Origin of the sequence: Streptomyces sp. WG7 (assembly GCF_049975785.1) — a bacterium.
Lineage (GTDB): Bacteria > Actinomycetota > Actinomycetes > Streptomycetales > Streptomycetaceae > Streptomyces.
The window spans coordinates 1-26,066 of sequence record NZ_JBNGGE010000005.1 but is presented as its reverse complement, the minus strand read 5'-3'; the positions used below and the strand labels follow the sequence as shown (position 1 = coordinate 26,066).

Here is a 26,066-nt window from a genome sequence, read left to right as displayed (position 1 = left end):
TGCCGCGACATTCAGCACAACGCACGAGCCGCCGGGGAGATTCCCGCGGCCGCCCTGCCGTGCCGTGCCGTCCCGATGATGGTCGCACGGCACGGACCGTCTCGTCACCGGCTTATTTCCCGTGTGCCCTCTCGGTGGCGGCCTTCGGCGCCTGGCCGGCCGCCGTGGGCTTCCAGTCCGGGTGGCCGGGCATCGGCGGGGTCTTCTCCCCGTAGAGCCAGGCCTGGAAGAAGTCGTCCAGGCCGCGGCCGGAGATCTCGGAGGCGAGCCGGACGAAGTCGGCGGTCGTCGCCGTGCCGTCCCGGTGCCGGGTGACCCATTCACGTTCGACGCGCTCGAAGGCCGGGCGGCCGATCTCCTGGCGCAGGGCGTAGAGCACGAGGGCCGCGCCGTCGTAGACGTTGGGCCGGAAGATGCCGGTCTTGTCGCCGGGCGCGGGCGGCTCGGGGGCGGCAGGCGGTCCGCCCGCCGTGCGCCAGCGGTCGGAGGCGCCGTAGGCGTCCTTCATGCGCGCTTCCAGGGACTGGTCCGCGGTCTCCTCCGCGTACAGCGCCTCGTACCAGGTGGCGTGTCCCTCGTTCAGCCACAGGTCGGACCAGTCGGCCGGGCTGACGCTGTTGCCGAACCACTGGTGGGCCAGCTCATGCACCATGATCGACTCGACGTACCACTTCGGGTAGCCCGGTTCGGTGAAGAGATCCTGCTCGAAGAGGGAGAGCGTCTGGGTCTCGAGTGCGAAACCGGTGGTGGCGTCGGCCATGAGCAGGCCGTACGTCTCGAAGGGGTAGCGCCCGACCTTGTCCTCCATCCACGCGATCTGGCCGGCGGTCTTCGTCAGCCACGGTTCCAGCGCCGCGCGGTGCTTCGTCGGCACGACGTCCCGGACGGGCAGTCCGTGCGGGCCGGTGCGGTGCAGCACCGTGGAGCGGCCGATGGAGACCTGGGCCAGCTCGGTGGCCATGGGGTGCCCGGTCCGGTACGTCCAGGTGGTCGATCCGCCGGACCGGTCCGCTCCTGCCGGCAGACCGTTCGCGACGGCCGTGAGCCCGTCGGGGGCGGTGACCCGGAAGGTGAACCGGGCCTTGTCGGAGGGGTGGTCGTTGCAGGGGAACACCAGGTGGGCCACGTCGGCCTGGTTGGCCATGGCGAGGCCGTCGGCGGTGCGCACCCAGCCGCCCTCGCGGTCCTCCGGGTACACGGGGTCACTGGTGTGCCGTACGGTGATCCGCATCCGCTCGCCCGCGTCGAGCCCGCCCGCGGGCGTGACGACGAGGTCCTCGCCGGCCGTGACGAAGCCGGCGCGCTCGCCGTCGACCTCGACGGAGTCGACCCTTCCGTGGGCGAAGTCGAGGTTGACCCGGTCCAGGGCGGCCGTCGTGCGGGCGTCGATGGTGGTGACGGCCGTCAGCGGCTCGCTGTTGCTGCCGGAGTAGGTGAAGGAGAGGTCGTACGCCGACACGTCGTAGCCGGGGTTGCCCAGGTGCGGGAAGAGCCGGTCGCCGACGCCCAGGGGGGCCGGCGGGGCGCTCGCGGCGACCAGGCAGACGGAGACGGCCGAGGCGAGCAGCGCGGCGGCCCTGAGCCGGCGGCGGGCTCGCGCGCGGTTCGGCGGTGCGGGGGTGTGAGGGGTGTGCAGCATGCCCCACGGCTATCAGCGCGCGCGTGCGCCGCGGCGACGGCGCGCGCCCGGGGCACTCGAACGGGTACGTCCCGGCGACCGGTCCGGCTGCGTCCAGCGACCGGTCCGGCTCGGCGCAGTGGCCGGTCCGGCTCGGCGCAGTGGCCGGTCCGGGCTCGGCGCAGTGGCCGGTCCGGGCTCGGCGCAGTGGCCTGACGATCGGTCCGGCTCGGACGCCTGAGTTTCCGGCCGGTCCGCCTCAGGCGCCCATGGGCTTACGGCCGGTCCGCCTCAGGGCGCCCCTGGGCTTTCGGCCGGTCCGGCTCAGGCGCCCGTGGGCTTACGGCCGGTCCGGCTCAGGCGCCCGTGGTCTGCGGTTGTGATCTGCTCACGTCGTACACCCCGGCCACGTCTCGCATCGCGCGCATGAGGGCGGGCAGCCGGGCCGCGTCCGGGAGCAGGACCGTGTAGGTGTGGCGGACCCGCTGCCGGTCGGGGGGTTCGACGGTCGCGGAGACGATCTCGGCGCCTTCGACGGCCATGGCCTCCGTGAGGTCGGCCAGGAGATGCGGGCGGCCGAACGATTCGGCGAGCAGGGTGACCCGGCACTGGGTGCTCTCCCCCCAGCGCACGCCGACCTCCGCGCGCCCCGCGCTCTTCATGCGCGCCACCACGGCGCACTCCGAGCGGTGCACGGTCACCACGCCTCCGCGCACGGCGAAGCCGGTGATCTCGTCGGGCGGTACGGGGGTGCAGCAGCCAGCCAGCCGTACGGTCGCGCCCGGCGGGTCGACGAGGACGTCGGCGGAGGCGGGGCGGGCGGCCGGTCCCTCGGACGTCGGGCGCGAGGCGGGCGCGTCGCCGGCGGCGGGACCTCGGGGTGCCTCCTCCGCTTCGGCGGGCGCCGGCTCCGGGTGGGCGGCGAGCCGGCGCTGGATGGCGATCCGCGCGGCGGGCGTGTGGGCGTGCTCCAGCCACTCCCTGGAGGGCTCGGAGGCGGGGTCCTGCCCCATCAGCAGGTGCACGGTGTCGCCGTCCTTCAGCACCGTGCTCATGGTCGCCAGGCGGCCGTTGACCCGGGCGCCCAGGGTCGCGTGCGCGTCCTCGCCGTACTGGGCGTACGCGGCGTCCACGCAGGTCGCGCCCTCGGGCAGGCCGAGGGCGCCGCCGTCGGGCCGGAAGACGGTGATCTCCCGGTCCTGGGCGAGGTCCTCGCGAAGGGTGGACCAGAAGGTGTCGGGGTCGGGGGCGCCCCGCTGCCAGTCGAGCAGCCGGGAGAGCCAGCCGGGCCGCGTCGGGTCGGCGCGCTCGCCGTCGCCCGTGGTCTGTTCCTCCGACGGGGGTGCGTAGGGATTGCCGAGCGCGACGACTCCGGCCTCGGCGACCTTGTGCATCTGGTGGGTCCGGATGAGGACCTCGACGACCTGGCCGTCCTTCGCGCGGGCCACGGCGGTGTGCAGCGACTGGTACAGGTTGAACTTGGGTACGGCGATGAAGTCCTTGAACTCCGAGACGACGGGCGTCATGCAGGTGTGCAGCTCACCCAGGACGGCGTAGCAGTCGGCGTCCTCCTGTACGAGCACCAGGAGGCGGCCGAAGTCCGCGCCGCCGAGCGGTCCGCGTTTACGGGAGACACGGTGCACGGAGACGAAGTGGCGGGGCCGGATGAGGACTTCGGCGGGGATGTCGGCCTCGCGCAGCACGCCGCGTACCTCGTCGGCGACCGCGGCGAGCGGATCGTCCGCGCGGGCGGCGTTCTCGTCGACCAGCTTCCGGGTGCGCTCGTACTCCTCGGGGTGCATGACCGCGAAGACGAGGTCCTCCAGCTCGGACTTGAGTGCCTGCACGCCGAGCCGTTCGGCGAGCGGGATGAGCACGTCCCGGGTCACCTTGGCGATGCGCTCCTGTTTCTCGCGGCGCATGACGCCGAGGGTGCGCATGTTGTGCAGCCGGTCGGCCAGTTTGATCGACATCACGCGGACGTCGTTGCCGGTGGCGAGGAGCATCTTGCGGAAGGTCTCGGGCTCGGCGGCGGCGCCGTAGTCGACCTTCTCCAGCTTGGTGACGCCGTCGACGAGGTAGCGGACCTCGGCGCCGAACTGCTCGCCGACCTGGTCGAGGGTCACGTCGGTGTCCTCGACGGTGTCGTGGAGGAGGGAGGCGGTCAGCGTGGTGGTCTCCGCGCCCAGTTCGGCGAGGATCAGGGTCACGGCGAGGGGGTGGGTGATGTACGGCTCGCCGCTCTTGCGCATCTGGCCGCGGTGCGACGACTCGGCCAGCACGTAGGCGCGGCGCAGCGGGTCGAGGTCGGCGTCGGGATGGTGGGCGCGGTGCGCCTCGGCGACGTGGCCGATGGCGTCGGGCAGCCGGCCGCGGGCGGCGGAGCCGAGCAGTGCGGCGCGGCCCAGGCGGCGCAGGTCGATCCGGGGGCGGGCCTTCCGGCGCGGCGCCGTCGGCACGACGGCGCCGGTGGCTGTGGGCGTCACAGGGCCTGGGCTCGCTGGATTCACGGCCTCCGCATTCATGGGCACCTCCGGCTGCACGGACCGGCGGACGGGGTATCCCAGGGCGGACACGGCTCAGGGGATGGTGTCGGTCCCCCGTCCGGGCCGGTGCTTGATGCTATCGAGCCGATCACGTGCGGCCGACCGCCTCTCGCCGAGCGTGAAACGGATCACCCATTCGAGCGATGGTCCGAGGATTTACGTTTTCGCACTGAGTGTCATGGCCTGATGCCCTGGGCCGAGTGCCGTGGGCCGGGCCTGTGGTTCAGGCGAGTACCCCTTCCAGCCATCCGGAGTCGAACTCGCCCTCGGCGACGATCACCGCGGGGCCCGTCATCTCGATCTCGCCGTCGGGGCGCTCGGTGATCACCAGGGTGCCGCCGGGCACGTCGACGGTGTACGTCACAGGCGTGCCGGTGACCGCCGGGTCGGCGCCGTCCCTGCGGGCGGCGGCGACGGCGACGGCGCACGCGCCCGTGCCGCAGGAGCGGGTCTCACCGGAGCCGCGCTCGTGCACGCGCATCGCGACGTGGCGGGGGCCGCGGTCGACCACGAACTCGACGTTGACGCCGTCCGGGTAGGCGGTGGCGGGCTCGTAGGGCGGCGGGGAGTACAGGTCGCCCGCGTGGGCGAGGTCGGCGACGAAGGCGACCGCGTGCGGGTTGCCCATGTTCACGTTCCGCGCGGGCCAGCTGCGCCCGTCGACGCTCACCACGACGTCGCCGTCGGGGAGGAGCGCACGGCCCATGCCGACGGTGATGTCCCCCGCGGCGGAGCCGCCGTCGGACGCGGTCTTGGCGATGTGCACGGTCTTCACGCCCCCGCGCGTGGCGACGGCGAGGTCGCCCTCGGTGGCGTACCCGGCGTGCTGGAGGTAGCGCGCGAAGACCCGCACGCCGTTGCCGCACATCTCGGCGACGGAACCGTCGCCGTTGCGGTAGTCCATGAACCACTCCGCCTCGGCCGCCATGCCCCTGGCCTCGGGGTGCGCCGCGGACCGCACCACGTGCAGCAGCCCGTCGCCACCGATGCCCGCCCGGCGGTCGCAGAGGGCGGCGGCGGCAGCGGGGGGCAGGTCGATGGCGTTCTCCGGATCCGGAACGATCACGAAGTCGTTCTCGGTACCGTGACCCTTGAGGAAGGCGATCCGCGTGCTCATTCCTCGATCGTACGGCGTGGCTCCGGCGGACGACGCGGAGCGGGGCGCGCGCGGACAGGGGCGCGGCTCGTGTGCGGGCGCGCCGGGCTGCCAGGAGGGGCCGTCGTCCATGCCGGTGCGCTGCCGCGGGCGCGTGCGGGCCGCCGTGCCCCACCTGGAGCGGACGGAGCGGAGCGGGACGCTGTCGCGTGCGCGCGGGCTGCCGGACCGCGGCGGCAGGCGCACGCATGAGCCGCCGGCCCGCGGCGGCGGGCGCGCGTCAGCTGCGCAGCCGGGCCACCCGCCACACGGCCAGGACGACGACGGCGGCGACCGCCAGGGCGTACGCGAGGATCATCCGCCAGTCGGCACGGCGCCCCGAGGCGCGCTGCGGCAGGCCCGGCCAGGTGTAGCCGACCCTGCGGGCGGCCATCATGCCCCAGCCGGCCGCGCAGGAGCAGATCAGCAGCCCCAGCATCGCGATCACGGCGCCGCTGTCGCCGAAGTCGAAGGCGAGCGGGAAGGCGAACATCAGGGAGCCGACCGCGGCCAGGCACACGATGGGCGCGAGCTGCCAGATCCGCAGTCGTCGCTGCGGACGCAGTTCGACCTCGACCTCGTCCCCGTACATCTCGTCGGGCTCGGGGCCGTCGGTGGCCACGCGCTCCTGCGTCTCGTCGGGCCCGTCGGGGCTCAGAGCGCCTCCGTCCGGCTCCGGCCCGCCGTGGTCGGCGCTGCCGTGCTCGGTGCTCGGTGCGGTGTTGTGAGGGCCGGCCTCCATCGCCACGCGCCCTCCCAACTAGGACTCACTAGGTCGATCGAAGCTCGATGATGGCACGCCGCCGAAGGACCGGATGACGGCCGGGGCGTCCCGATGCCATCACGTGATCAGGCTGTAACCGGTCGTTCGACCAACGACAGGGCGTGCCGCGGAAGTTCCGTGCGATGCGCCACAGCCCCACTCAACCAGTGCACCCGCGGATCGCGCCTGAACCACGAATCCTGACGGCGCGCGAAGCGTTTGGTGGCACGGACGGTCTCGGCCCGCGCCTCGTCGAGCGTGCATTCGCCGGCGAGAGCCGCGAGTACCTGCTGGTAGCCGAGCGCGCGCGACGCCGTACGCCCCTCGCGCAACCCCTGCGCCTCGAGGGAGCGCACCTCGTCGACCAGACCCGCCTCCCACATCAGGTCGACCCGGCGGGCGATGCGCTCGTCCAGCTCGGGGCGTGCCACGTCGACGCCGATCTGCACGGTGTCGTAGACGGAGTCGTGGCCGGGGAGGTTGGCGGTGAAGGGCCTGCCGGTGATCTCGATCACCTCCAGGGCGCGCACGATCCGGCGCCCGTTGCTGGGCAGGATGGCCTGCCCGGCTTCCGGGTCGGCGGCGGCCAGGCGAGTGTGCAGCGCTCCCGGGCCCCGCAGTTCCAGCTCCTGCTCCAGCCGGGCCCTGATCTCGGGGTCGGTGCCGGGGAACTCCAGGTTGTCGACGGCGCCGCGGACGTAGAGGCCGGAGCCGCCGACGAGGATCGGCCAGCGGCCCTCGGCGAGCAGCGCGTCGATGCGCTCCCGCGCCAGCCGCTGGTACTCGGCGACGGACGCCGTGACCGTCACGTCCCAGATGTCGAGAAGGTGGTGCGGGACGCCACCGCGCTCCTCGGGCGTCAGCTTGGCGGTACCGATGTCCATCCCACGGTAGAGCTGCATGGAGTCGGCGTTGACGACCTCACCGCCGAGCCGCTGGGCCAGGAAGACGCCCAGATCGGACTTTCCGGCCGCGGTGGGTCCGACTACGGCGATGACGCGGGGGGCGGGGGGTGCGCTGCTCACCGCACCAGTCTCGCAAACCTCTCACCCGGCCCTCGAACGAGTTACGTGACGGCGTGGGGCCGGGATCGTTGCCCGTTGCGAGGTTCCCGCGCCCCGGACCACCGGGGCCATGGCCCCGGCCACGCAAACGGACGCACCGGAAGCCGCGGGATTTCGCCCGCACGAGTAACCTATGGAGTTGTTGATATGGGCGTTTTTGCACGGCTTTTTCGGAGGTCGAAGACCACGGAGGAGGCTACGGCCGCCGACACGCCGGCCGCCGTCACCCCGGAGCCCGAGCGCGCGGCGGAGGAGAACGCGGCGGAAGCCACGGCCGCAGCCGACGCCGGCCCCCGGAACACCGCTCAGCCCGCGGAGGCCGACGAGTCCACCGACGCCGCCGACTCCGCCGACGCGGAGAGCGTCGGCATCCCCAAGCAGCAGTCCGCCGGGGAGGCCGTCGACAACGAGGCCGACAAGGGCGCCCGCACCTGACTGTCCCGTGAGGGAAGGCGAACCATGGGTCTCCTGGACAACTTGAAGGCCAAGCTGGGACCGGCGAAGGGCAAGGTCTCCGACCTCGCGCAGCAGCACGGGGACAAGATCGACCGCGGTCTCGACAAGGTGGCGAGGACCGTCGACGAGAGGACCAAGGGCAAGTACAGCGACCGGATCCAGACGGGTACGGGCAAGGCCAAGGGCGCCATGGACCGCCTCGCCCACAAGGACGCCGGCGGCACGGACGGAAGCGGCGGCACACCGGGCACCAGCCCGCCGGCCGGGCCGCCTCCGGCTTCCTGACCCGCGCGCCCCGGGGCGCCGGCGGGTCACCGGCACATCGGCGGACGGTCACGAGCGGCTCAGCTCCGGGCCGTCCGCCGGCTCGCGCGGGAACGGCGTCCCACGGCCGCGCCGCCGATGCCTTCGACGCCTTGCCGACGGCCGGTGGCCGCGCCGGCTACGACCGCCGCCCTCCCTGGCTACGACCAGGTGGCCGTGACGTACCCCACCCCGTACGGCGCGTCCTCGTACAGCAGCGCGCCGGCGAGGTCCGTGCCCTCGGCCGCGCCCGCCAGCACCTGCCAGGGCGCCCGGCCGGACACCTTGAGCTCGCGGGCCAGTGCGACGTCCAGCGCCGCGAGAGCGGCCACGTCCGCCGCTCCCAACGCACGCCCCACCTCCGCGTCGAAGGGCGCCGCCCGCTCATCGAGGTATCCGGGGGCCTTGAGCGTGCGGCACGCGCTGGCGTCGCCCAGCACCAGCAGGGCCACCCGCCCGGCCCGAGCGGCGACGTCCCGTCCTACGGCGGCGCAGCGCCCGGCGGGGAGGGCCTCCCCCACGCCGATGCCCTCGACGGGGGCGTCGGCCCACCCGGTCCGTCCGAGCAGCCAGGCGCCCACGGCCAGCCCGTACGGCAGCTGCGGCCCGGTCTGCTCCCCCTGCGCGCGGTCCGGGCCCAGGCTCACCGCCAGATCCACGCCGAAGCCGCGGAAGGAGCCCCGCGCGCCCTGCGGGTAGGCCTCGAGCCCGGCGTCGGCACCGCTCCCTGGGCCGACGACCACGAGCCGGTCGGGCCGGGCGGCGGCGAGCACGCCCAGCGCGTCCGTGCACGCGGCACGCACGGCGTCCATTTCGGGTGCGGCACCCGCGGCGACCTCCGGCACGAGGAGCGGCGGACAGGGGCAGACAGCGGCGGCGACAAGCATGATCGGCAGCGTAACCCCGCACCGCCCTCCGCGGCCGCCCGGCTTGCGGTCAGTCGCAGCCGCAGCCGCTCGCCACGGCGGGCTGGGGCTCGGGAACGCCGATCTTCGGCAGGCCCAGCATCACACCGACGGGCTTGGCCCGCTCGGCCTCGTTGCGCTTCTGCCAGGCGTCGCCCGCGCGCGTGCGGCGCACACCGAGCACCTCGCCCTCGGCGAGGAGGTGGTGCGGAGCGGCGTAGCTGATCTCCACCGTCACCACGTCGCCCGGCCGGACCTCCTGGGCGGGCTTGGTGAAGTGCACCAGGCGGTTGTCGGGGGCGCGGCCGGAGAGGCGGTGGGTGGCACCGTCCTTGCGGCCCTCGCCCTCGGCGACCATCAGCTCCAGGGTGCGGCCGACCTGCTTCTTGTTCTCCTCCCAGGAGATCTCCTCCTGGAGGGCGACGAGACGCTCGTAGCGCTCCTGGACGACCGCCTTGGGGATCTGGCCGTCCATCTCGGCGGCCGGGGTTCCGGGCCGCTTGGAGTACTGGAACGTGAAGGCCTGGGCGAAGCGGGCCTCGCGCACCACGTGCAGGGTCTGCTCGAAGTCCTCCTCGGTCTCGCCGGGGAAGCCCACGATGATGTCGGTGGTGATCGCAGCGTGCGGGATGGCGGCGCGCACCTTCTCGATGATCCCCAGGTAGCGCTCCTGCCGGTAGGAGCGGCGCATCGCCTTCAGCACCGGGTCGGAGCCGGACTGGAGCGGCATGTGCAGCTGCGGCATCGCGTTGGGCGTCTCGGCCATGGCGGCGATGACGTCGTCGGTGAAGTCGCGCGGGTGCGGGGAGGTGAAGCGGACGCGCTCCAGGCCGTCGATGGTGCCGCAGGCGCGCAGCAGCTTGCTGAAGGCCTCGCGGTCACCGATGTCGGAGCCGTAGGCGTTGACGTTCTGCCCGAGGAGGGTGATCTCGGAGACACCCTCGGCGACCAGGGCCTCGACCTCGGCGAGGATGTCGCCGGGCCGGCGGTCCTTCTCCTTGCCGCGCAGCGCGGGGACGATGCAGAAGGTGCAGGTGTTGTTGCAGCCGACGGAGATGGAGACCCAGGCCGCGTAGGCGCTCTCGCGCCGGGTCGGCAGCGTGGACGGGAACGCCTCCAGGGACTCGGCGATCTCGACCTGCGCCTCCTCCTGCACGCGGGCGCGCTCCAGCAGGACGGGCAGCTTGCCGATGTTGTGCGTGCCGAAGACGACGTCCACCCAGGGCGCCCGCTTCACGATGGTGTCGCGGTCCTTCTGCGCCAGGCAGCCGCCGACCGCGATCTGCATCCCGGGCCGGCTCGCCTTCCTCGGGGCGAGGCGGCCGAGGTTGCCGTACAGCTTGTTGTCGGCGTTCTCCCGCACGGCGCAGGTGTTGAAGACGACGACGTCCGCGTCGCCGTCGGCCCCCTCGGGGGCGCGGACGTAGCCCGCGTCCTCCAGCAGACCGGACAATCGCTCGGAGTCGTGGACGTTCATCTGGCACCCGTAGGTGCGTACTTCATAGGTGCGTGTGCCGCCCACTGACTGGCTCCGGTCGATGCTGCTCATGGCCATAAGGGTAGGCGGTCGGCGGCGATGGCCCCGGCCGCCTGTGGACAACCGGGACCGAGGCCGGTCGGGGCTGGTCGGAGCTGATGGTCATCCCCGGTGGTCAGGGCTCTATGAGGCCCGCGCGGATCGCGTACCGGGTGAGTTCCAGGCGGTCGCGGACGCCGAGCTTCTGGAGAAGGTTGGCGCGGTGCCGTTCGACGGTCTTGGCGCTGATGAACAGCAGCTCACCGATCTCCTTCGAGGTGTGGCCCTCGGCGACGAGCTTGAGGATCTCCTCCTCGCGTTCGGTGATGGGCCGCTCGGGCAGGCCGTCGCCGCTGTGCAGGCGGTCCAGGTAGGAGCGGACCAGGGCCCGCTCGGCGCCCGGGTAGATGAACGGCTCGTCGCGTACGGCCGCCCTGCACGCCTCGACCAGGTCGCGGTCGGCGACGGATTTGAGGACGTAGCCGCAGGCACCGGCCTTGAGGGCCTCGAAGAAGTACTGCTCGTTGTCGTACATGGTCAGGATGAGGATGCGCAGCCCGGGCAGGCGGCGGGAGAGTTCGCGGGCCGCCTGGAGGCCGGTCATGCGGGGCATGGCGACGTCCAGGACGGCGAGGTCGACCTCGGTGGCCCGCGCCGCCGCGACGGCCTCGGCGCCGTCCCCGGCCTCGGCGACGACGGTCAGGTCCGGTTCGCCGTCCAGGATGAGGCGCACTCCGCGGCGCACGAGGGTGTGGTCGTCGGCGAGCAGGACGCGGATCGGGGGCCGGGCGGACATCAGGGACGGTCTCCGGTTCGGTCTGGGGACCGGTCCCCGACCGCGTCCCTGGTTCGGTCCACGGACCCGGTACCGACCGCGTCCCCGGCCCGGTCCACGGACGGGGTACCGACCCCGTCCCCGGCCCGGACCACGGACTCGGTACCGACCCCGTCCCCGGCCCGAGCCACGGACTGCGCCCCCGCCTCGTCCCCGGCTGGATTTCCGGCCGGCCTTCCGACTCCGCCGCGGGCTCGGTTTCCGGTTGATTCCCCGTTTCCGCCGCGGGCTCGGTTTCCGGCCGGCTCCCCGAACGCGCCCTCGGCTCGGTTTCCGGTTCGGTCCCCCCGCGGGACCGGGACACGCAGGCGTACGTCGGTGCCCCGTCCGGGGGCGGGTTCGAAGTGGATCTCGGCTCCTATCAGCAGGGCCCGTTCGCGCATCCCGCGGATACCGGCGCCCTCGGGGGCCTCTCCGAGGCCGGTGCCGTTGTCGCGTACGAGCAGTTCGACGCCGCCGGGCAGTGGGCGGAGGCTGAGCTCCGCGCGGTCGCCGGCGGCGTGGCGGGCGGTGTTGGTCAGGCCCTCCTGAGCGACCCGGTAGATCACGAGTTCCGCCTCCGGGCCGAGCGGGGGCAGGTCGCCGGGGACATGGTGGTGGACGGTCAGCCCGTGGTGGGTGAACTCGGTGGCGAGCGAGCGCAGGGCACTGGCGAGGCCGAGCTCCTCCAGGACGCCGGGACGCAGGCGGCGGGCGATGCGGCGGATCTCGTCGAGACCGGCCCGGGTGGCCTCCTGCGCCAGGGACACCTCCTCGCGCAGTTCCCCGGGCACCCGGTCGGCGACGCGCTTGAGCTGGAGGAGGACGGCGGTGAGGGTCTGGCCCACCTCGTCGTGGAGTTCACGGGCGATGCGGTGGCGTTCGCGTTCCTGGGCCTGCAGCGCGCGGCCGGCGCCCGCGGCGCGCTCTGCCTGGAGCCGGTCCAGCATCGTGTTGTACGTCGCGATCAGCTGGGCCGCCTCGGCGGGCCCGGCGACCGCGGGGCGGGCCCCGGGCACCAGCAGGTCGGCGGTGGCCATGGCCCGGCCGAGCCGGTGCAGCGGGGTGAGTCCTACGCGCAGGACGACCGCGTTGCCGGCCAGCAGCGCCGCGAGGCCGGCCAGCAGTACCAGCGCCTCGCCGGCCAGAACGGGCGTCGACACGGTGACCGGTCCCAGCAGCAGTGCGGTGGCGACGACCAGGCCCGCGGCGTTGAGCAGGAAGATCCGCCAGAACAGCGACACGGTCCTCTTCCCGCTCCTCCCGGCCTTCGTGCACGACACCGCCGCAACCACCTTCGCCGCTCGAACCCGGCCGCGTATATCCGTCACGACACCCATATCGCCACCGTACGTGTGGATGACAGCATGGCGAGGTCGCGAGCACGTCACGTACGTGCACGAAGCGAAGCAAGAGATGCAGGACGAATGAGGGGAAAGCTCGTGTCAGCTCCACGCCTGAGGGCGACGCCGCTGCCGGGTATCGGGGTCCAGTACGACCTGGTGACCCGCGAACACCGCCATCTGTCGGTGGTGGCACACCGCGACGGCGCCCGGACGGTGAACGTGTACCGGGCCGACGACCCCGATTCCTGCGCGCACTCGCTCCGCCTGGCCGCATCGGAGGCGGGCGCGCTGATCGACGCGCTGAAGCCGTCCCACCACAGCGCGAACCTGCTCTACACCACGGATCTGGGGCTGGTCGCCGAGCGTATCGAGGTGGCCGCGACGTCCCGCTGGAACGGCCGGCTGCTGGGCGAGACGTGCATGCGGACCGAGACCGGCGCGTCGATCGTCGCGGTGCTGCGGCGGGCCGAGGCCATTCCGTCGCCGGCGCCGGACTTCCGTCTGGTGGGTGGTGACACACTGATCGTCATCGGCACCCGCGAGGGCGTCGACGCGGCCGCGACGATACTCGGGCAGGAGTGAGCCGGTGCACTCCGCGGTTCTGCTGATCGAGTTCGGCTCCATCATCCTGGGGCTCGGGCTGCTCGGCCGGTTCGCCGGCCGGTACCGTCTCTCCCCGATCCCGCTGTATCTGCTGGCCGGTCTGGCGTTCGGCGAGGGCGGGCTGCTGCCGCTGGGCGCGAGCGAGGAGTTCGTCGCCATCGGCGCCGAGATCGGCGTCATCCTCCTGCTGCTGATGCTGGGCCTCGAGTACACGGCCGGTGACCTGGTCACCAACCTCAAGTCCCACTATCCGGCCGGCCTCGTCGACTGCGCGTTCAACGCGGTGCCGGGCGCGGTGGCCGCACTGCTGCTGGGCTGGGGCCCGGTGGCCGCCGTCGTACTGGCCGGGGTGACGTGGATCTCGTCGTCCGGTGTCATCGCCAAGGTGCTCGGCGATCTCGGCCGCGTCGGCAACCGGGAGACCCCGGTGATCCTGAGTGTGCTGGTCCTGGAAGACCTGGCGATGGCGGTGTACCTGCCGATCGTCACGGCCCTGGTCGCCGGTGCCGGGCTGATGACCGGGAGCATCACGCTGGCGGTCGCGCTGGCCGCGGCGGGACTGGTGCTGTTCGTGGCGGTGCGCTACGGCCGCCTGATCTCGAGGTTCGTCTCCAGTGACGACCCGGAGAAACTGCTGCTGGTGGTGCTGGGTCTGACGATCCTGGTCGCCGGTGTCGCGCAGCAGCTCCAGGTGTCGGCCGCGGTGGGTGCGTTCCTCGTGGGAATCGCGCTGTCCGGGGAGGTCGCGGAGGGCGCGCACACGTTGCTGAGCCCGCTGCGGGACCTGTTCGCCGCGGTCTTCTTCGTCTTCTTCGGACTGCACACCGATCCGGCCAGCATTCCCCCGGTCCTGCTGCCCGCGCTCGCGCTGGCGCTGCTCACCGCCGTGACGAAGATCGCCACCGGGTACTGGGCGGCGCGGCGGGCGGGGATCTCCGTCAAGGGCCGCTGGCGCACGGGCGGTGCGTTGGTGGCCCGCGGCGAGTTCTCGATCGTCATCGCGGGCCTCGCTGTCTCGGCCGGCATCGAACCGTCCCTGGGCCCGCTGGCCACGGCCTACGTCCTCATCCTGGTCATCCTCGGCCCCCTCACCGCCCGCTTCACCGAGCCACTGGCGAGCCGTCTCTTCCGCCGCCGCGACAATCCCGACCGCCCCGCCGGCCCTGCCGACGGAGTCGGTGGGACCGGCGGGGCGCCTCGCACGGCGGGGGCGGAGGCGTCGGTGGGCGACTGACCCCGCCACGGCCCGGCGTTCGGCGCCGGACCCGACACGATCCCGGTACCCAGGCGCCGGACCCCGCACGACCCCGGTACATCAGGTGCCGGGGTCGTCGCACTGCGACGTCGACACGGCGGGCACCCTGGAGGCGCGCGGTGCGGGCCGGCCACCACGTCGATGCGCCGCCCCTGTCCCGCCGTACGACGTGACGCCGTACCGACATGGCAGGCCGCGGGACGACGTCGCGGCCCCCGGACCGCCCCGCGCGCCCCTGTCAGACGCCAGGTGTCTCCGGTGTCTCCGGCGTCCCCGGTGCCCACCCCTGCCGGCGCAGTACGCCCGGGACGTCCGGAGCCTCGTAGTGCTCGCCCTTGAGGACCTTGCCGTCGGCTCGGCGGCCGGCCCGGCCGTCGGGGCCCAGCTTGGTCATGTTGGAACGGTGGACCTCGGCGATCACCGCGTCGAGGTCGATGCCGTGGACGAGAGCCGTGCCGTACGCGACGTAGACCACGTCGGCCAGTTCGTGCGCGAGCCGGTCGAGCGGGCCGGCCACCGACACCTCGGCGACCTCCGCGGCCTCCTCGGCGAGCAGCTCGGCTCTGTGGGCGGCCAGACCGGGCGAGACCTCGGTCGGAGTGGTGCGTACGTCCAGCCCGAAGGCGAGGTGGAAGGCGCGGACCAGGCCGGCGGGCGAGGAGCTCATGTCGACGACTGTAGCGAGCGCCACCGACAACCGGTCCCGCGCGCCCGAACGGTCGCCGTGTGAGCTCGGCCCTGGTCAGTGGGTTTGCGGACTGGCAGGATCGCGTCCATGTCCTCGCTGCTCTCCCGTGTCGGCAGGCGCCGGGCCGTCCGGGGCGCCGTCGCCGGTGCCGTCGCCCTCGGGCTGCTCCTGTGGTGGCTGCTGCCGCTGGGCGAGGAGCCGCCGGACGGCACGATCACCTTCAGCACGGGCACCCGCGCGGGGGTCTACCAGAAGTACGGCGAGCTGCTGCGCACCGAGCTGCGCAAGGACATGCCGGGTCTGAAGGTGCGGCTGACGACCAGCGCGGGCTCGCAGGAGAACGTCGAGCGGGTGGCGTCCGGCGAGGCCGACTTCACGATCGCCGCGGCCGACGCGGTGGAGACGTACAAGATCGACGGCCGTCCCGGCGCCGAGGAACTGCGCGGTGTCACCCGTCTCTACGACGACTACGTACAGCTCGTGGTGCCGGGCGACTCGGACATCCAGTCCGTCGCCGACCTGCGCGGCAAGCGAGTGGCCATCGGGCTGCCGAACTCGGGCGTACGGCTGATCGCCACCCGGCTGCTGAAGGCCGTGGGCATCGACCCGGAGGAGGACATCACGCCCCGGGCGGACGGGATCGACACCGGCCCCGGGCGGCTGGGCGACGAGCTCGACGCGTTCTTCTGGTCGGGCGGGGTGCCGACGGACGGACTCAGGCAGATCGCGGAGACCTCCGCCTTCCGGTTCGTACCGATCGGTGAGGACCTCGTCACCGAACTGCACGAATCCGGCGGCGCGACCCGCTACTACCGCACCACCAACATGCCGGAGTCGGCCTACCCCACCGTGCAGAACGGTGCGGTGGTGCCCACGATGGCGGTGTCCAACCTGCTGGTGACGCGCGCGGACATGGATCCGCGGCTCACCGAGTGGCTGACCAGGACGGTGCTCGACAGCCGCGACGGCATCGGGGCGACCGTGCACTCCGCGCAGCTGGTGGACCTGCGTACCGCGATCTACACCGCCCCGCTGGAGCTGCACGAGGGCGCCCGGCGCTACTACCGGTCGGTGAAGCCGTAGGGCTGCTCCGGCCCCTTCCGCATGCCCGGCCCCTTCCGCGCACCCGGCTCCTTCGGCACGCCCGGCCCCGGCTCCGACCCCGGCCCCGACCTCGGCACCGTGACCGTCACCTCGAGGCCGTGCGGCTCGTGGTGACCGAAGGAGATCGAGCCGTCGCCCGCCGCGAGCAGTGCCCGGCAGATGGACAGGCCGAGGCCGGAGCCCTTGATGTTCTGGTGCCGGCCGCTGCGCCAGAAGCGGTCACCCACGCGCGCGAGTTCCTCGTCGGTCAGCCCGGGGCCGTTGTCGGTGACGACGACGGTCGCGGCGTTGCCGGTGGACGCCACCGTGACCCGGACGGTCTCGTCGACCGGCGTGAACTTCAGCGCGTTGTCGATGACCGCGTCCAGGGCGCTGGACAGCGTCACGGGGTCGGCCCAGCCCGTGGTCGGCGGGCAGTCCCCCACCAGCCGTACGCCCTTGGCGTCGGCCGTCGGGGACCAGGCCGCCAGCCGTTCGGCGGCCAGCGCGCCGATGTCGGTGACCTTCAGGTCGGCCTGGCTGTGCTCGGCCAGCGCCAGGTCGAGCAGGTCGTCCAGGACCCGGGCCAGGCGTTTGCCCTCGGTCTGGACGGAGGCGATCTCCTCGTTGCCCTCGGGGAGCTCCAGGGCGAGCAGTTCGATGCGCAGCAGCAGTGCCGCGAGGGGGTTGCGCAGCTGGTGCGAGGCGTCGGCGACGAAGGCGCGCTGTTGCTCCAGCACGTCCTCCACGTGGTCCGCCATCTCGTTGAAGGACCGGGCCAGGCGTCTGAGCTCCGGCGGTCCCCCGGCCGGCGCGACCCGGGACTTGAGCCGTCCGGTGGCGATGTCGTGGGTCGTGGCGTCCAGGACGCGTACGGGTCTGAGCACCCAGCCCGTCAGCCGGAGCGCGGCGCCGACGGCGAGCAGCATCGCGGCGATCTCTCCGGCGCCGATGACCAGCCAGCCGCGCAGGGTCCGCGACCGCATCGAGTCGGTGGGCGAGTCGGTGACGACGACCGCGACCACGTCCCCGTCCCGGATGACCGGCGAGGCGACGACGAGCCGGCCGTCCTCCCAGGGCCACACCTGCTGCGGGTCGTGGCTGCGGCGGCTGAGCAGCGCCTCGTCGAAGGAGTCGCGCACCTCGCCGGCCTGGGGCAGGAACCAGGTCGTGGGCGCGTTGGCCATCGGGATGTGGTTGCGGTAGAAGACGCCCGCCTTGATGCCGTAGACCTCGTAGTAGCTGATGAGTTCGGTCTGCAGGGTCTCCAGGCGTTCGTCCGTGGTCGTCCGGCGCGAGCCGCCCGGCACGTCCTCGGTGACGAACTGGGCGAGCGCGGCGAAGCGCGCCGTGTCGTCTATGCGGTCGATGACGACCTTCTGCTGTTCCGCGCGGGCGACGCTGACGCCGAGCGGAACGCCGAGTGCGAGCAGTACGGCCGCCATCAGGACGATGAGCAGCGGGAGCAGACGTGTGCTCACCCGGCCCCGCTATCCGGTGGGGGCGACGAGGCGGTAGCCGACGCCGCGGACGGTCTCGATGAGCGCGGGCATGCGCAGCTTGGCGCGCAGGGAGGCGACGTGCACCTCCAGCGTGCGCCCGGTCCCCTCCCAGCTGGTGCGCCAGACCTCGCTGATGATCTGCTCCCGGCGGAAGACCACTCCGGGGCGCTGCGCGAGCAGGGCGAGGAGGTCGAACTCCTTGCGGGTGAGCTGGACGACCGAACCGTCCACGCTGACCTGCCGCGTCGACAGTTCGATGTGCACCGCTCCGAGGCGGACCACGGCCTGGGCGGTCCCCGGGGCGTCCTCGTGGGCGGTGCGCCGGCTGACGGCGTGGATGCGGGCGAGCAGTTCGCCGGTGTCGTACGGCTTGACCACGTAGTCGTCGGCGCCGAGGTTGAGGCCGTGGATGCGGGAGCGGACGTCCGCGCGGGCGGTGACCATGATGACCGGAGTGCTCGTACGCTTGCGGATCTTGCCGCAGACCTCGTAGCCGTCCTGGTCGGGCAGGCCGAGGTCGAGCAGGACGACGCCGAAGCAGTCGCCTTCGGGGACGAGTGCCTGGAGCGCTTCCTCGCCGTTGCGCGCGTGGGTGACGTCGAAGCCGTGCCGCGCGAGGATCGCGGACAGGGCGGCGGCTACGTGGTTGTCGTCCTCGACGAGCAGCAGTCTCATCCGGGCCTCCTTCGGTTCATCGGCCGTACGCCTGACGTGGGTAGAAAGACGCATGCACGCACGCGTGCGCCTTGTGCAGTGACGCCGATGGAGGGGGACGGCGTCAAGAGGGTTCCGGTTGCGGCCGCTCGAAGTTATCCGGCCGATATGCACCCTGCTCACAAGTGCTACGACTCGTGTCCGATTGCTATCGGATCGTGATGCTCAGATTCCCCTCAGATGTAGAGACGCAGGTCGTTCGGCGTTACTACTGTCCTCCGAAACCGAGGAGGACGGAGCCCGAGAGCGATGACCAAAGTATCGGTGGCCAAGGAAGATGTGGCCGCGACCGGCGAACTGGTCGTCCTGAAGAGTGTCAACAAGCACTTCGGCGCGTTGCACGTGCTCCAGGACATCGACCTGACGATCACCCGCGGCGAGGTTGTCGTGGTCATCGGGCCCTCCGGGTCCGGTAAGTCCACCCTGTGCCGCACCATCAACCGCCTGGAGACCATCGACTCAGGATCGATCGCGATCGACGGCATGCCGCTGCCCGCGGAGGGCAAGGAGCTCGCCAGGCTTCGGGCCGACGTCGGCATGGTTTTCCAGTCCTTCAATCTCTTCGCGCACAAGACCGTGCTCGAGAACGTCACCCTGGGCCAGATCAAGGTCCGCAAGGCCGACGCCAAGACGGCCGAGGAGAAGGCCCGCGCCCTGCTCGACCGCGTCGGCGTGAGCGCCCAGGCGGACAAGTACCCCGCGCAGCTCTCCGGCGGTCAGCAGCAGCGCGTCGCCATCGCGCGGGCGCTGGCCATGGACCCGAAGGTCATGCTGTTCGACGAGCCGACGTCGGCTCTCGACCCCGAGATGATCAACGAGGTGCTGGAGGTCATGCAGCAGCTCGCCCGCGAAGGCATGACCATGATCGTGGTCACGCACGAGATGGGCTTCGCCCGGTCGGCGGCCAACCGCGTGGTGTTCATGGCGGACGGCCGCATCGTCGAAGAGGCCACGCCGGACCAGTTCTTCAGCAACCCGCGCAGTGACCGCGCCAAGGACTTCCTGTCGAAGATCCTGCACCACTGACGCTCCCGGCGCGGCCCCGGCGTACTGCGCCGCCCGCCCTGGCGGCCCACCCCCGTCGGCCGCATCCGATCACTTGATCCCTCTGATCGTCCGATCGCAGTTCGATCACAGCTCGATCACAGCCAAAGGATGTTCACCATGAAGCTCCGCAAGGTCACCGCCGCCTCGGCCGCCGTGTTCGCCCTCGCCCTGACCGCCACCGCGTGCGGCTCCGACGACGGAGACGACAGCGGCTCGTCCGGTGGCGGCGACAAGAAGATCACCATCGGTATCAAGTTCGACCAGCCGGGCCTCGGCCAGAAGACCCCGGACGGTTACGAGGGCTTCGACGTGGACGTCGCCACGTACGTCGCCAAGAAGCTCGGCTACACCGAGGACCAGATCGAGTGGAAGGAGTCGAAGAGCGCCGACCGCGAGACCATGCTGCAGCGCGGCGACGTCGACTTCATCGCCGCGACGTACTCGATCACTCCCAAGCGCGAGGAGAAGGTCGACTTCGCCGGCCCCTACCTGCTGGCCCACCAGGACGTGCTGATCCGCGCCGACGACGACGAGATCAAGTCGCCGGAGGACCTGAACGACGCGAAGCTCTGCTCGGTCACCGGCTCGACGTCGGCGCAGAACGTCAAGGACAAGCTGGCGCCCAAGGCGCAGCTGCAGCCGTACCCGACCTACTCGGCCTGTCTGCCCGGTCTGCAGAACGGCGCCATCGACGCGCTGACCACCGACGACTCGATCCTCGCGGGTTACGCCGCGCAGTCCCAGTTCAAGGGCAAGTTCAAGCTCGCCGGCTTCAAGATGACCAACGAGAACTACGGCATCGGCGTCAAGAAGGGCAGCGACCTCAAGGCCAAGATCAACGACGCGCTCGAGGCCATGTTCGCCGACGGTGCCTGGGAGAAGGCCGTGAAGGACAACTTCGGCCCGGCCAACTACAAGAACGAGCCGGCGCCGAAGATCGGCGACGTCAAGAGCTGAGGCCGGGCCTGACAGGGTGCGCCGTCCTCCGGAAAAGGCGGCGCACCGGGGCGGGCATCCCTACACGCGGAAGCGCGGGAGATCGTGTTCGACTTTCTTCAGGATTACGACCTGCTGGAGGCCTTCTGGACGACAGTGCAGCTCGCTGTACTCTCGGCCGTCGGCTCCCTGATCTGGGGCACCATACTGGCCGCCATGCGGGTCGGACCGGTGCCGTTGATGCGCGGCTTCGGGACCGCGTACGTGAACATCGTACGGAACATCCCGCTGACCGTGATCATCCTGTTCACCTCGCTGGGCCTCAACCAGACGCTGGGAGTGTCCCTCGGCGCGAACGACGTCGAGACGATCAACTTCCGCCTCGCCGTCCTCGGCCTGATCCTCTACAGCTCGTCCTTCGTGTGCGAGGCGCTGCGCTCCGGCATCAACACAGTGCCGGTCGGGCAGGCGGAGGCGGCCCGGGCGATCGGGCTCAGTTTCGGTCAGGTGCTGGGGCACGTCGTGCTGCCCCAAGCGTTCCGCTCTTCCGTCGTCCCCTTGGCGAACGTGTTGATCGCGCTCATCAAGAACACGACGGTGGCGGCGGCCATCGGTGTCGCCGAGGCGGCGCTCCTGATGAAGGAGATGATCGAGAATGAGGCACAACTGCTGTTGATTTCCGCGGTCATCGCCTTCGGTTTCGTGGTTCTGACGCTGCCGACCGGCCTGATTCTCGGCTGGGTGGGCAAGAAGGTGGCGGTGAAGCGATGAGTTCCGTTCTCTACGACGCCCCAGGCCCCCGGGCCAAGCGGCGTAACGTCGTCCTCACGGTCGTCTTCCTGGTCGCCCTCGCGGCCCTGCTGTGGTGGGTGTTCGGCACACTCAAGGACAAGGGCCAGCTGGAGTGGGCCCTGTGGGAGCCGTTCTTCTCCGGCTCCGAGGCGTGGTCCACCTACATCTGGCCGGGCCTGGAGAACACGCTGAAGGCGGCTGCCCTCGCGATGATCATCGCGCTGCCGCTCGGCGCGGTCCTCGGCATCGCCCGGCTCTCGGACCACGTGTGGGTACGAGTGCCGGCCGCGATCGTGGTCGAGTTCTTCCGGTCCATCCCCGTGCTGGTCCTGATGATCTTCGGCCTTGCGCTCTTCGCCGAGTACACCAACGTCAGCTCGGACGACCGTCCGCTGTACGCGGTGGTCACGGGCCTGGTGCTCTACAACGCCTCCGTCCTCGCGGAGATCGTCCGGGCGGGCATTCTCGCCCTGCCCAAGGGGCAGTCCGAGGCGGCGCTGGCGATCGGCCTGCGCAAGGGCCAGCTGATGCGGACCATCCTTCTGCCGCAGGCGGTCACCACGATGCTGCCGGCCATCGTCAGCCAGCTCGTCGTGATCCTGAAGGACACCGCGCTCGGCGGTGCGGTCCTCACCTTCCCCGAGCTGCTCGCGTCGGCCAACACGATGAGCGGCTACTACGGTGCCAATGTGATCGCCAGCTTCACCGTGGTCGCCGTCCTCTTCATCGCGCTCAACTTCCTCCTCACCAGTTTCGCGAGTTGGCTGGAGCGCCGGCTGCGGCGGGCCAAGAAGTCGACCGGTGCGGTACTCAAGGCCGGCGACGCCGGCGTCGCCGGATCCGACGCGACCGGCGCCGCCGGAAACGCTTGACACTCGGTCACCTCGTACGACCATCGACGGAGGCAGTGGCGTGATCGCCACTGCCTCCGTCGCTTGACGCAGGCGGCGGCAATAGGTTGCATACGTTCTGTGACCGTGCACCCTGCTCCAACGTCCTGTTCACCTGCGTCCCCCGGGACACCGCCACGGGCAGGGGGCACCGCACCGTGGATCCGGTGATCATCGCCGGAGCGGGGCCCGTCGGGCTCACGCTCGCCCTGGCGCTGGCGCGGCAGGAGGTGCCCTGTGTCGTCCTCGACGAGGGGCCCGGCAAGGACGAACCGCGTCCGGCACGCACCGTCGTCCTGCGCGAGGACGCCGTCGCCCTCGTCGAGCGGCTGACCGGCACACCGCTGACGGGACCGGGGGTCCGTTGGGCCGGATGGCGGTCGATGCGGCGCAAGCAGGTGACGCGCGAGGTCGGTTTCGGCGAGACCGACCCGGCGCCGCTGCACATCGCCCAGCACGAGCTGACCGGCGTCCTGCGCACGGCGCTCTCCCACGAGCCGCTCGTCAGGATCGCGGCCGGCAGCCGCCTGGACGGCATCGAACAGGAGACCTCCGGCGTCACGGCCCACACCCGCGGCCCCAGCGGCACCTGGTGGCGCGGCAGTTACCTGGTCGGCTGCGACGGCCCCCGCTCGACCGTCCGCAAGCTCCAGGACATCCGCTTCCCCGGCCGTACGGCGGTGGAACGATACGCCGTTGCCGCACTGCGCACGGAACTCCCGTGGACCGACGAGGCGTTGCTCCACCGGATGCCGCCGTGGCGTACGTCGGGTCCGTCGGCGGGCGAGATCGTCGGCCGCCCCCTGCCGGACGGCGTGTGGCGCCTGGACTGGCTGCTGCCCCCCGGCAAGGACCTGGTCACGCCCGAACTGCTGGTCAACCGGGTCCGCGAGACCCTCACCGGCTGGGCCGGCGGGTCGCCCCCGTCGTACGAACTCCTCGACACCGGAGTCCACACCGTCCACCACCGGCTGGCCCGCCGCTGGCGGGTGGGCCGCGTGCTCCTCGCCGGGGACGCGGCCCATCTGCTGGGCGCGCTGGGCACGCAGGGGCTCGAGGAGGGGCTGCTGGACGCCGACAACCTCGCCTGGAAACTTGCCCTGGCCTGGCATCACGGGCCGCGCGAGGCCCTGCTCGACAGCTACGAGCAGGAGCGGCGCACGGCGATCGCCGCACGGTTGCGCGCCGCCGACCAGGTACTGCCGCTGCTGCGGGGCGGCGGGGGCCTGCGTTCCTACGTCCCCGGCTCGTCCCGCGGCAACGACGCGCTGCTCGCGGACGGTCACCTGGGGCGTGGAGCGCTGGGTGCGTCCGGGGCCTACGCCGACTCGCCGCTCGCGCCCGGGCAGCTCGCCGGGGAGGTGCCCGTCGGCACACCGCCCGGGGCGCCCGTCACCGACGTGCGGGTCACGGCGGAGGACGGCACGTTCGTACGGCTGCGCGACCGGCTCGGGCGCGGGGCACTGCTGGTGCTGCTGATCGCGCCGGGTACGGGTGTCTGGGACCGCAAGCACTGGGTGACCGCCGGGATCATGCCCCGGCTGGCGGCGGCGGTGACGGCGCTGCCCCACCACGCCGAGCTGCTGGTCGCCGAGAGTTACCCGGGCGCTGCTGCCCACACCGTGCTATTGGTGCGACCCGACGGCCATCTGGTTGTGGCGCTAGGCGGGGTCCACCCGGCCGCTCTCTACGCAGCAACAGAGTCGACGATGGGCCGAGCATCGGATTCGGCTGCTGAGGAAGGAAGGCAGGGTCGGGACCCGATCGGGACCCGGCACGCTGAATGGACCATCTTTTAGTAGCTGTCGTCCCAATCTTGAGGGGTGTACGTCGAGTCGGCGCATCCAGAAACGGCTCGGCTATTTCAGCCCGTCGAGTTCGAGGAGCAGCACTATGCCGAGCAGGCAGCGGCCGAACGAACGAACCAAAACCCCAGCAACTCGCCCTGACCAGCTGATCAGCATCTCTCGAGCAACGAGGGAACCTCAGGCAAGCGACACGCTGGCCAAGGTCTCGATCCGACAACAGAGTCCGTCAACGTACTCAAGCAAATGCAAGATTCGCCTTAACGGTGGTTTGTGAGCGATCTCGTGGAGGGAAGCGCGACATCTGTCGCCGTCGGTGCAGGAGGCCCTGCGGTTGCAGACAGGGGCGGCGTTGGTAGCGGGACGGGACCGTGAGCCTCGCGTCGCAGCCGGGCGAGCTCTTCCTTCTCCTCGGTGGTGAGCAGGTCGCCGCGCTCGCCGGCGTCCGCCTCGGCCTGACGGATCCACCCGCGCAGGGCCTCATGATGCACGCCGAGCTCCTCGGCCATGCGGCGGATCACAGGCTTCGGGCTCGGAAGCGCGGTACATCCGCACCGCACGCTCACGCAACTCCAGCGGATACTTTCTCGGAGCAGGCATCGTCTGGGCTCCTCTCATGAGTCCCATCTGACCCGCTGACACCTTTCCCCGCATCGCCATGGCACGTTCGCCGAGGCTGCGGATCCTGGCGTGGTCCCGGTTGTGACGCTGGCGCCAGCCGCGCAGGTTTCTGCCGCGGAACGGAACGCGGATGGTGGGGCTCGCGCCCTGGTACGCCTTGTCCGCCCAGCACTTGATGTCGTCGGCGGCCAGAGTGGCCGGGATGTCGTGGGTCCGGGCCGCGGTCAGGTCGTGCGTGGCTCCCGGGAGCGCGTCCGATGCCCAGATCAGACGTCCGGCCGGGTCGGCGAGAACCTGCACGTTCATGCCGTGATGCTTCTTCTTCCCCAAGTAGTACGGGCGGTCGGCGGTGATGCGGTCGGTCGGCAGGAGCGTGCCGTCGAGGATCACGTACGCCTTTCTGCGGACCGTGTGCATGGCCTGCTCCAGCGTCGGAGCGAGCAGGGCCAGGAGGTCGACGGCCTCGCGTATGTAGCGGTAGACCGTCGCGATCCCGATGCGGAATCCTGCCGCGAGGCGGGCGTATGTATCGCCGCAGCGCAGGTGCGCCAGGACGGGCAGGGCCTGCTGGCCGCAGGTGAGGCGACGCCAGCGGGAGCCGATCCGACGCCGGTGACTCGCGAGGAGACCGGCGAGACGCTGCAGGGTGCGGCTGGACAGATCGATGGCGGACGGGTAGACAAGCACGAGAGCTCCTGGCGGACTGGTGATCTTGGTCGTGAACCCGTCTACCAGGAGCTTTCTTCATGCTCACCCCCGGGGCCTCTGAGCCGAAGCCCACAAGTCGTCACCTGCGGAGCCACGTGAGCTGGCGAAAGCGGAGCAATCGAAGCAGTCTGGTTGTCACCAGCAAGGCATTCGACTTGTCACAGGCGCTCATTCAGCTACCCGGCGAGATTGCGGAACAGACCCTCGAGGTCCTGTTCGCCGTCCCGGGTCTGGGCGCCGTTGGCCAGCCCGGCGCTCATGAGCTGTGCTGTGGCGGGGCGGAATACGAGCCCGGCCCAGGCGTCGTTCTCCTGTGCCAGGCCGTCAGAATGATCGTGGAGGGCGATGGTGCGCTTGGCTGCCGCGACGACGTCGTCGGGCAGCGCGGCGATGTTACCGGCGAGGCGGTCGACGAATTCGTCGAGCTGGTCGGCGGGGACGGCTCGGTTGACCCAGCCGTACCGCTCGGCGGTCTCGGCGTCCATCAGGTCGGCGCCGAGCACGATCTCCAAGGCACGGTTACGGCCGACGCGCTCGGTGAGGTACTGCGTGGCGCCGCCGCCGGGGACGATGCCCATGAGGGCTTCGATCTGGCCGAGCCCGGCCTTGCCGATCGCCGCGAACGCCATGTCCGCGGCCACGACGAACTCGGCTCCGCCGCCGCGCGCCTTGCCTGCGAGCTTGACGATGGTCACCTGTGGCTGGCGGCGTAGCTGCTCCCCGACGGCCTGGAAGACGTTGACGCCGTCCGGCAGGTCGGCCATGAGTCCGGCGAGGGCGTCCGGGGTGGCGGTCATGTCGACGTGGGCGAGGAAGAAGTCCGGGTCCGCGCTGTCGAACACGATCACGCGTACGGTGTCGACGCCGGCCAGCGTGGTGAGCAGGCGCCGCACATCGGTCATGACTGCGACGCTGAGGACGTTGACCGGCGGGTTGTCGATCGTGACGTGCGCGAC

General features: G+C 71.5%; 23 protein-coding genes and 2 pseudogenes. 10 read left to right on the top strand and 15 right to left on the bottom strand.

All coding sequences use genetic code 11. The features are described from left to right. Positions 1-112: 112 nt before the first annotated feature. The 5 genes from ACP4J0_RS07595 to miaA all read right to left on the bottom strand — a co-directional run bounded on the left by ACP4J0_RS07595 (position 113) and on the right by miaA (position 7,087). Positions 113-1,639: a M1 family metallopeptidase gene (locus ACP4J0_RS07595; protein WP_426597841.1), complete on the bottom strand. Its 1,527-nt coding sequence runs from the start codon at positions 1,637-1,639 to the stop codon at positions 113-115. Between the two features lie 335 nt (positions 1,640-1,974). Then, positions 1,975-4,143 carry a RelA/SpoT family protein gene (locus ACP4J0_RS07590; protein WP_426597840.1) on the bottom strand — a complete coding sequence of 723 codons (2,169 nt, stop codon included), beginning with the start codon at positions 4,141-4,143 and terminating at the stop codon, positions 1,975-1,977. Positions 4,144-4,387: 244 nt separating this feature from the next. Next, entirely contained in the window at positions 4,388-5,281 is an 894-nt protein-coding gene (dapF, locus tag ACP4J0_RS07585; protein WP_426597839.1) for a diaminopimelate epimerase, read from the bottom strand. Positions 5,282-5,540: 259 nt separating this feature from the next. Continuing rightward, positions 5,541-6,041, bottom strand: a complete 501-nt coding sequence (locus ACP4J0_RS07580) for a hypothetical protein (RefSeq protein ID WP_426598012.1) — start codon at positions 6,039-6,041, stop codon at positions 5,541-5,543. Positions 6,042-6,148: 107 nt separating this feature from the next. After that, complete coding sequence (gene miaA / locus ACP4J0_RS07575; RefSeq protein ID WP_426597838.1) at positions 6,149-7,087, bottom strand: tRNA (adenosine(37)-N6)-dimethylallyltransferase MiaA; 939 nt, start codon at positions 7,085-7,087, stop codon at positions 6,149-6,151. Between the two features lie 186 nt (positions 7,088-7,273). Between miaA and ACP4J0_RS07570 the strand changes: the two genes are divergently transcribed. Together ACP4J0_RS07570 and ACP4J0_RS07565 are read left to right on the top strand one after the other, a co-directional pair. Further along, on the top strand, positions 7,274-7,561 hold the full coding sequence (locus ACP4J0_RS07570; RefSeq protein WP_426597837.1) for a hypothetical protein: 288 nt from the start codon (positions 7,274-7,276) through the stop codon (positions 7,559-7,561). 24 nt (positions 7,562-7,585) lie between these two features. Then, on the top strand, positions 7,586-7,867 hold the full coding sequence (locus tag ACP4J0_RS07565; RefSeq protein WP_426597836.1) for an antitoxin: 282 nt from the start codon (positions 7,586-7,588) through the stop codon (positions 7,865-7,867). Positions 7,868-8,046: 179 nt separating this feature from the next. Here ACP4J0_RS07565 and ACP4J0_RS07560 read toward each other — a convergent pair whose 3' ends face one another. From ACP4J0_RS07560 to ACP4J0_RS07545, 4 genes and pseudogenes are all read right to left on the bottom strand, one after another. Continuing rightward, positions 8,047-8,772 (bottom strand): class III extradiol dioxygenase subunit B-like domain-containing protein, encoded by a 726-nt coding sequence (locus ACP4J0_RS07560; RefSeq protein ID WP_426597835.1) that lies wholly within the window; start codon positions 8,770-8,772, stop codon positions 8,047-8,049. Positions 8,773-8,821: 49 nt separating this feature from the next. Further along, positions 8,822-10,339, bottom strand: coding sequence for a tRNA (N6-isopentenyl adenosine(37)-C2)-methylthiotransferase MiaB (miaB, locus tag ACP4J0_RS07555; protein WP_426597834.1), 1,518 nt, complete (start codon positions 10,337-10,339; stop codon positions 8,822-8,824). 103 nt (positions 10,340-10,442) lie between these two features. Then, complete coding sequence (locus tag ACP4J0_RS07550) at positions 10,443-11,102, bottom strand: response regulator (protein WP_426597833.1); 660 nt, start codon at positions 11,100-11,102, stop codon at positions 10,443-10,445. A 314-nt stretch (positions 11,103-11,416) separates the two neighbouring features. Then, a pseudogene (locus tag ACP4J0_RS07545) lies at positions 11,417-12,460 on the bottom strand (sensor histidine kinase); the annotation flags it as partial. Between the two features lie 102 nt (positions 12,461-12,562). On the opposite strand from ACP4J0_RS07545, the gene ACP4J0_RS07540 reads away from it, so the two are divergent. Next, entirely contained in the window at positions 12,563-13,048 is a 486-nt protein-coding gene (locus tag ACP4J0_RS07540) for a cation:proton antiporter regulatory subunit (protein WP_426521788.1), read from the top strand. Positions 13,049-13,052: 4 nt separating this feature from the next. After that, the gene (locus ACP4J0_RS07535) at positions 13,053-14,303 is read left to right on the top strand and encodes a cation:proton antiporter (protein WP_426597832.1); all 1,251 of its coding nucleotides are present in this window, start codon (positions 13,053-13,055) and stop codon (positions 14,301-14,303) included. A gap of 259 nt (positions 14,304-14,562) precedes the next feature. On the opposite strand, the gene ACP4J0_RS07530 is transcribed toward ACP4J0_RS07535, so the two are convergent. After that, positions 14,563-14,991, bottom strand: a complete 429-nt coding sequence (locus tag ACP4J0_RS07530) for a MazG nucleotide pyrophosphohydrolase domain-containing protein (RefSeq protein ID WP_426597831.1) — start codon at positions 14,989-14,991, stop codon at positions 14,563-14,565. A 108-nt stretch (positions 14,992-15,099) separates the two neighbouring features. On the opposite strand from ACP4J0_RS07530, the gene ACP4J0_RS07525 reads away from it, so the two are divergent. Then, the gene (locus ACP4J0_RS07525; protein ID WP_426597830.1) at positions 15,100-16,095 is read left to right on the top strand and encodes a TAXI family TRAP transporter solute-binding subunit; all 996 of its coding nucleotides are present in this window, start codon (positions 15,100-15,102) and stop codon (positions 16,093-16,095) included. On the opposite strand, the gene ACP4J0_RS07520 is transcribed toward ACP4J0_RS07525, so the two are convergent. Together ACP4J0_RS07520 and ACP4J0_RS07515 are read right to left on the bottom strand one after the other, a co-directional pair. Further along, a complete protein-coding gene (locus ACP4J0_RS07520) occupies positions 16,074-17,576 on the bottom strand; it encodes a HAMP domain-containing sensor histidine kinase (RefSeq protein WP_426597829.1) in 1,503 nt (500 codons plus the stop codon). The genes ACP4J0_RS07525 and ACP4J0_RS07520 overlap by 22 nt on opposite strands. Positions 17,577-17,585: 9 nt before the next feature. Continuing rightward, the gene (locus ACP4J0_RS07515) at positions 17,586-18,272 is read right to left on the bottom strand and encodes a response regulator transcription factor (RefSeq protein ID WP_426597828.1); all 687 of its coding nucleotides are present in this window, start codon (positions 18,270-18,272) and stop codon (positions 17,586-17,588) included. A gap of 288 nt (positions 18,273-18,560) precedes the next feature. Between ACP4J0_RS07515 and ACP4J0_RS07510 the strand changes: the two genes are divergently transcribed. The 5 genes from ACP4J0_RS07510 (at position 18,561) to ACP4J0_RS07490 (ending at position 23,775) form a co-directional block, all read left to right on the top strand. Further along, entirely contained in the window at positions 18,561-19,337 is a 777-nt protein-coding gene (locus ACP4J0_RS07510; RefSeq protein ID WP_426521782.1) for an amino acid ABC transporter ATP-binding protein, read from the top strand. A gap of 138 nt (positions 19,338-19,475) precedes the next feature. Continuing rightward, positions 19,476-20,315: a glutamate ABC transporter substrate-binding protein gene (locus ACP4J0_RS07505; protein ID WP_426597827.1), complete on the top strand. Its 840-nt coding sequence runs from the start codon at positions 19,476-19,478 to the stop codon at positions 20,313-20,315. A gap of 84 nt (positions 20,316-20,399) precedes the next feature. Continuing rightward, positions 20,400-21,065, top strand: coding sequence for an amino acid ABC transporter permease (locus ACP4J0_RS07500; RefSeq protein WP_426521780.1), 666 nt, complete (start codon positions 20,400-20,402; stop codon positions 21,063-21,065). Further along, positions 21,062-21,958, top strand: a complete 897-nt coding sequence (locus ACP4J0_RS07495; RefSeq protein ID WP_426597826.1) for an amino acid ABC transporter permease — start codon at positions 21,062-21,064, stop codon at positions 21,956-21,958. The genes ACP4J0_RS07500 and ACP4J0_RS07495 overlap by 4 nt, the downstream gene beginning before the upstream one ends. Positions 21,959-22,134: 176 nt before the next feature. Then, a complete protein-coding gene (locus ACP4J0_RS07490) occupies positions 22,135-23,775 on the top strand; it encodes an FAD-dependent monooxygenase (RefSeq protein WP_426597825.1) in 1,641 nt (546 codons plus the stop codon). Positions 23,776-24,041: 266 nt separating this feature from the next. On the opposite strand, the gene ACP4J0_RS07485 is transcribed toward ACP4J0_RS07490, so the two are convergent. The 3 genes and pseudogenes from ACP4J0_RS07485 to ACP4J0_RS07475 all read right to left on the bottom strand — a co-directional run. After that, positions 24,042-24,290, bottom strand: a complete 249-nt coding sequence (locus tag ACP4J0_RS07485; RefSeq protein WP_426597824.1) for a transposase — start codon at positions 24,288-24,290, stop codon at positions 24,042-24,044. 145 nt (positions 24,291-24,435) lie between these two features. Further along, positions 24,436-25,089: pseudogene (locus ACP4J0_RS07480) on the bottom strand (transposase family protein); the annotation flags it as partial. A 197-nt stretch (positions 25,090-25,286) separates the two neighbouring features. Next, positions 25,287-26,066, bottom strand: a 780-nt coding sequence (locus ACP4J0_RS07475; RefSeq protein WP_426597823.1) for an enoyl-CoA hydratase/isomerase family protein, incomplete at its 5' end; no start/stop codon positions are given.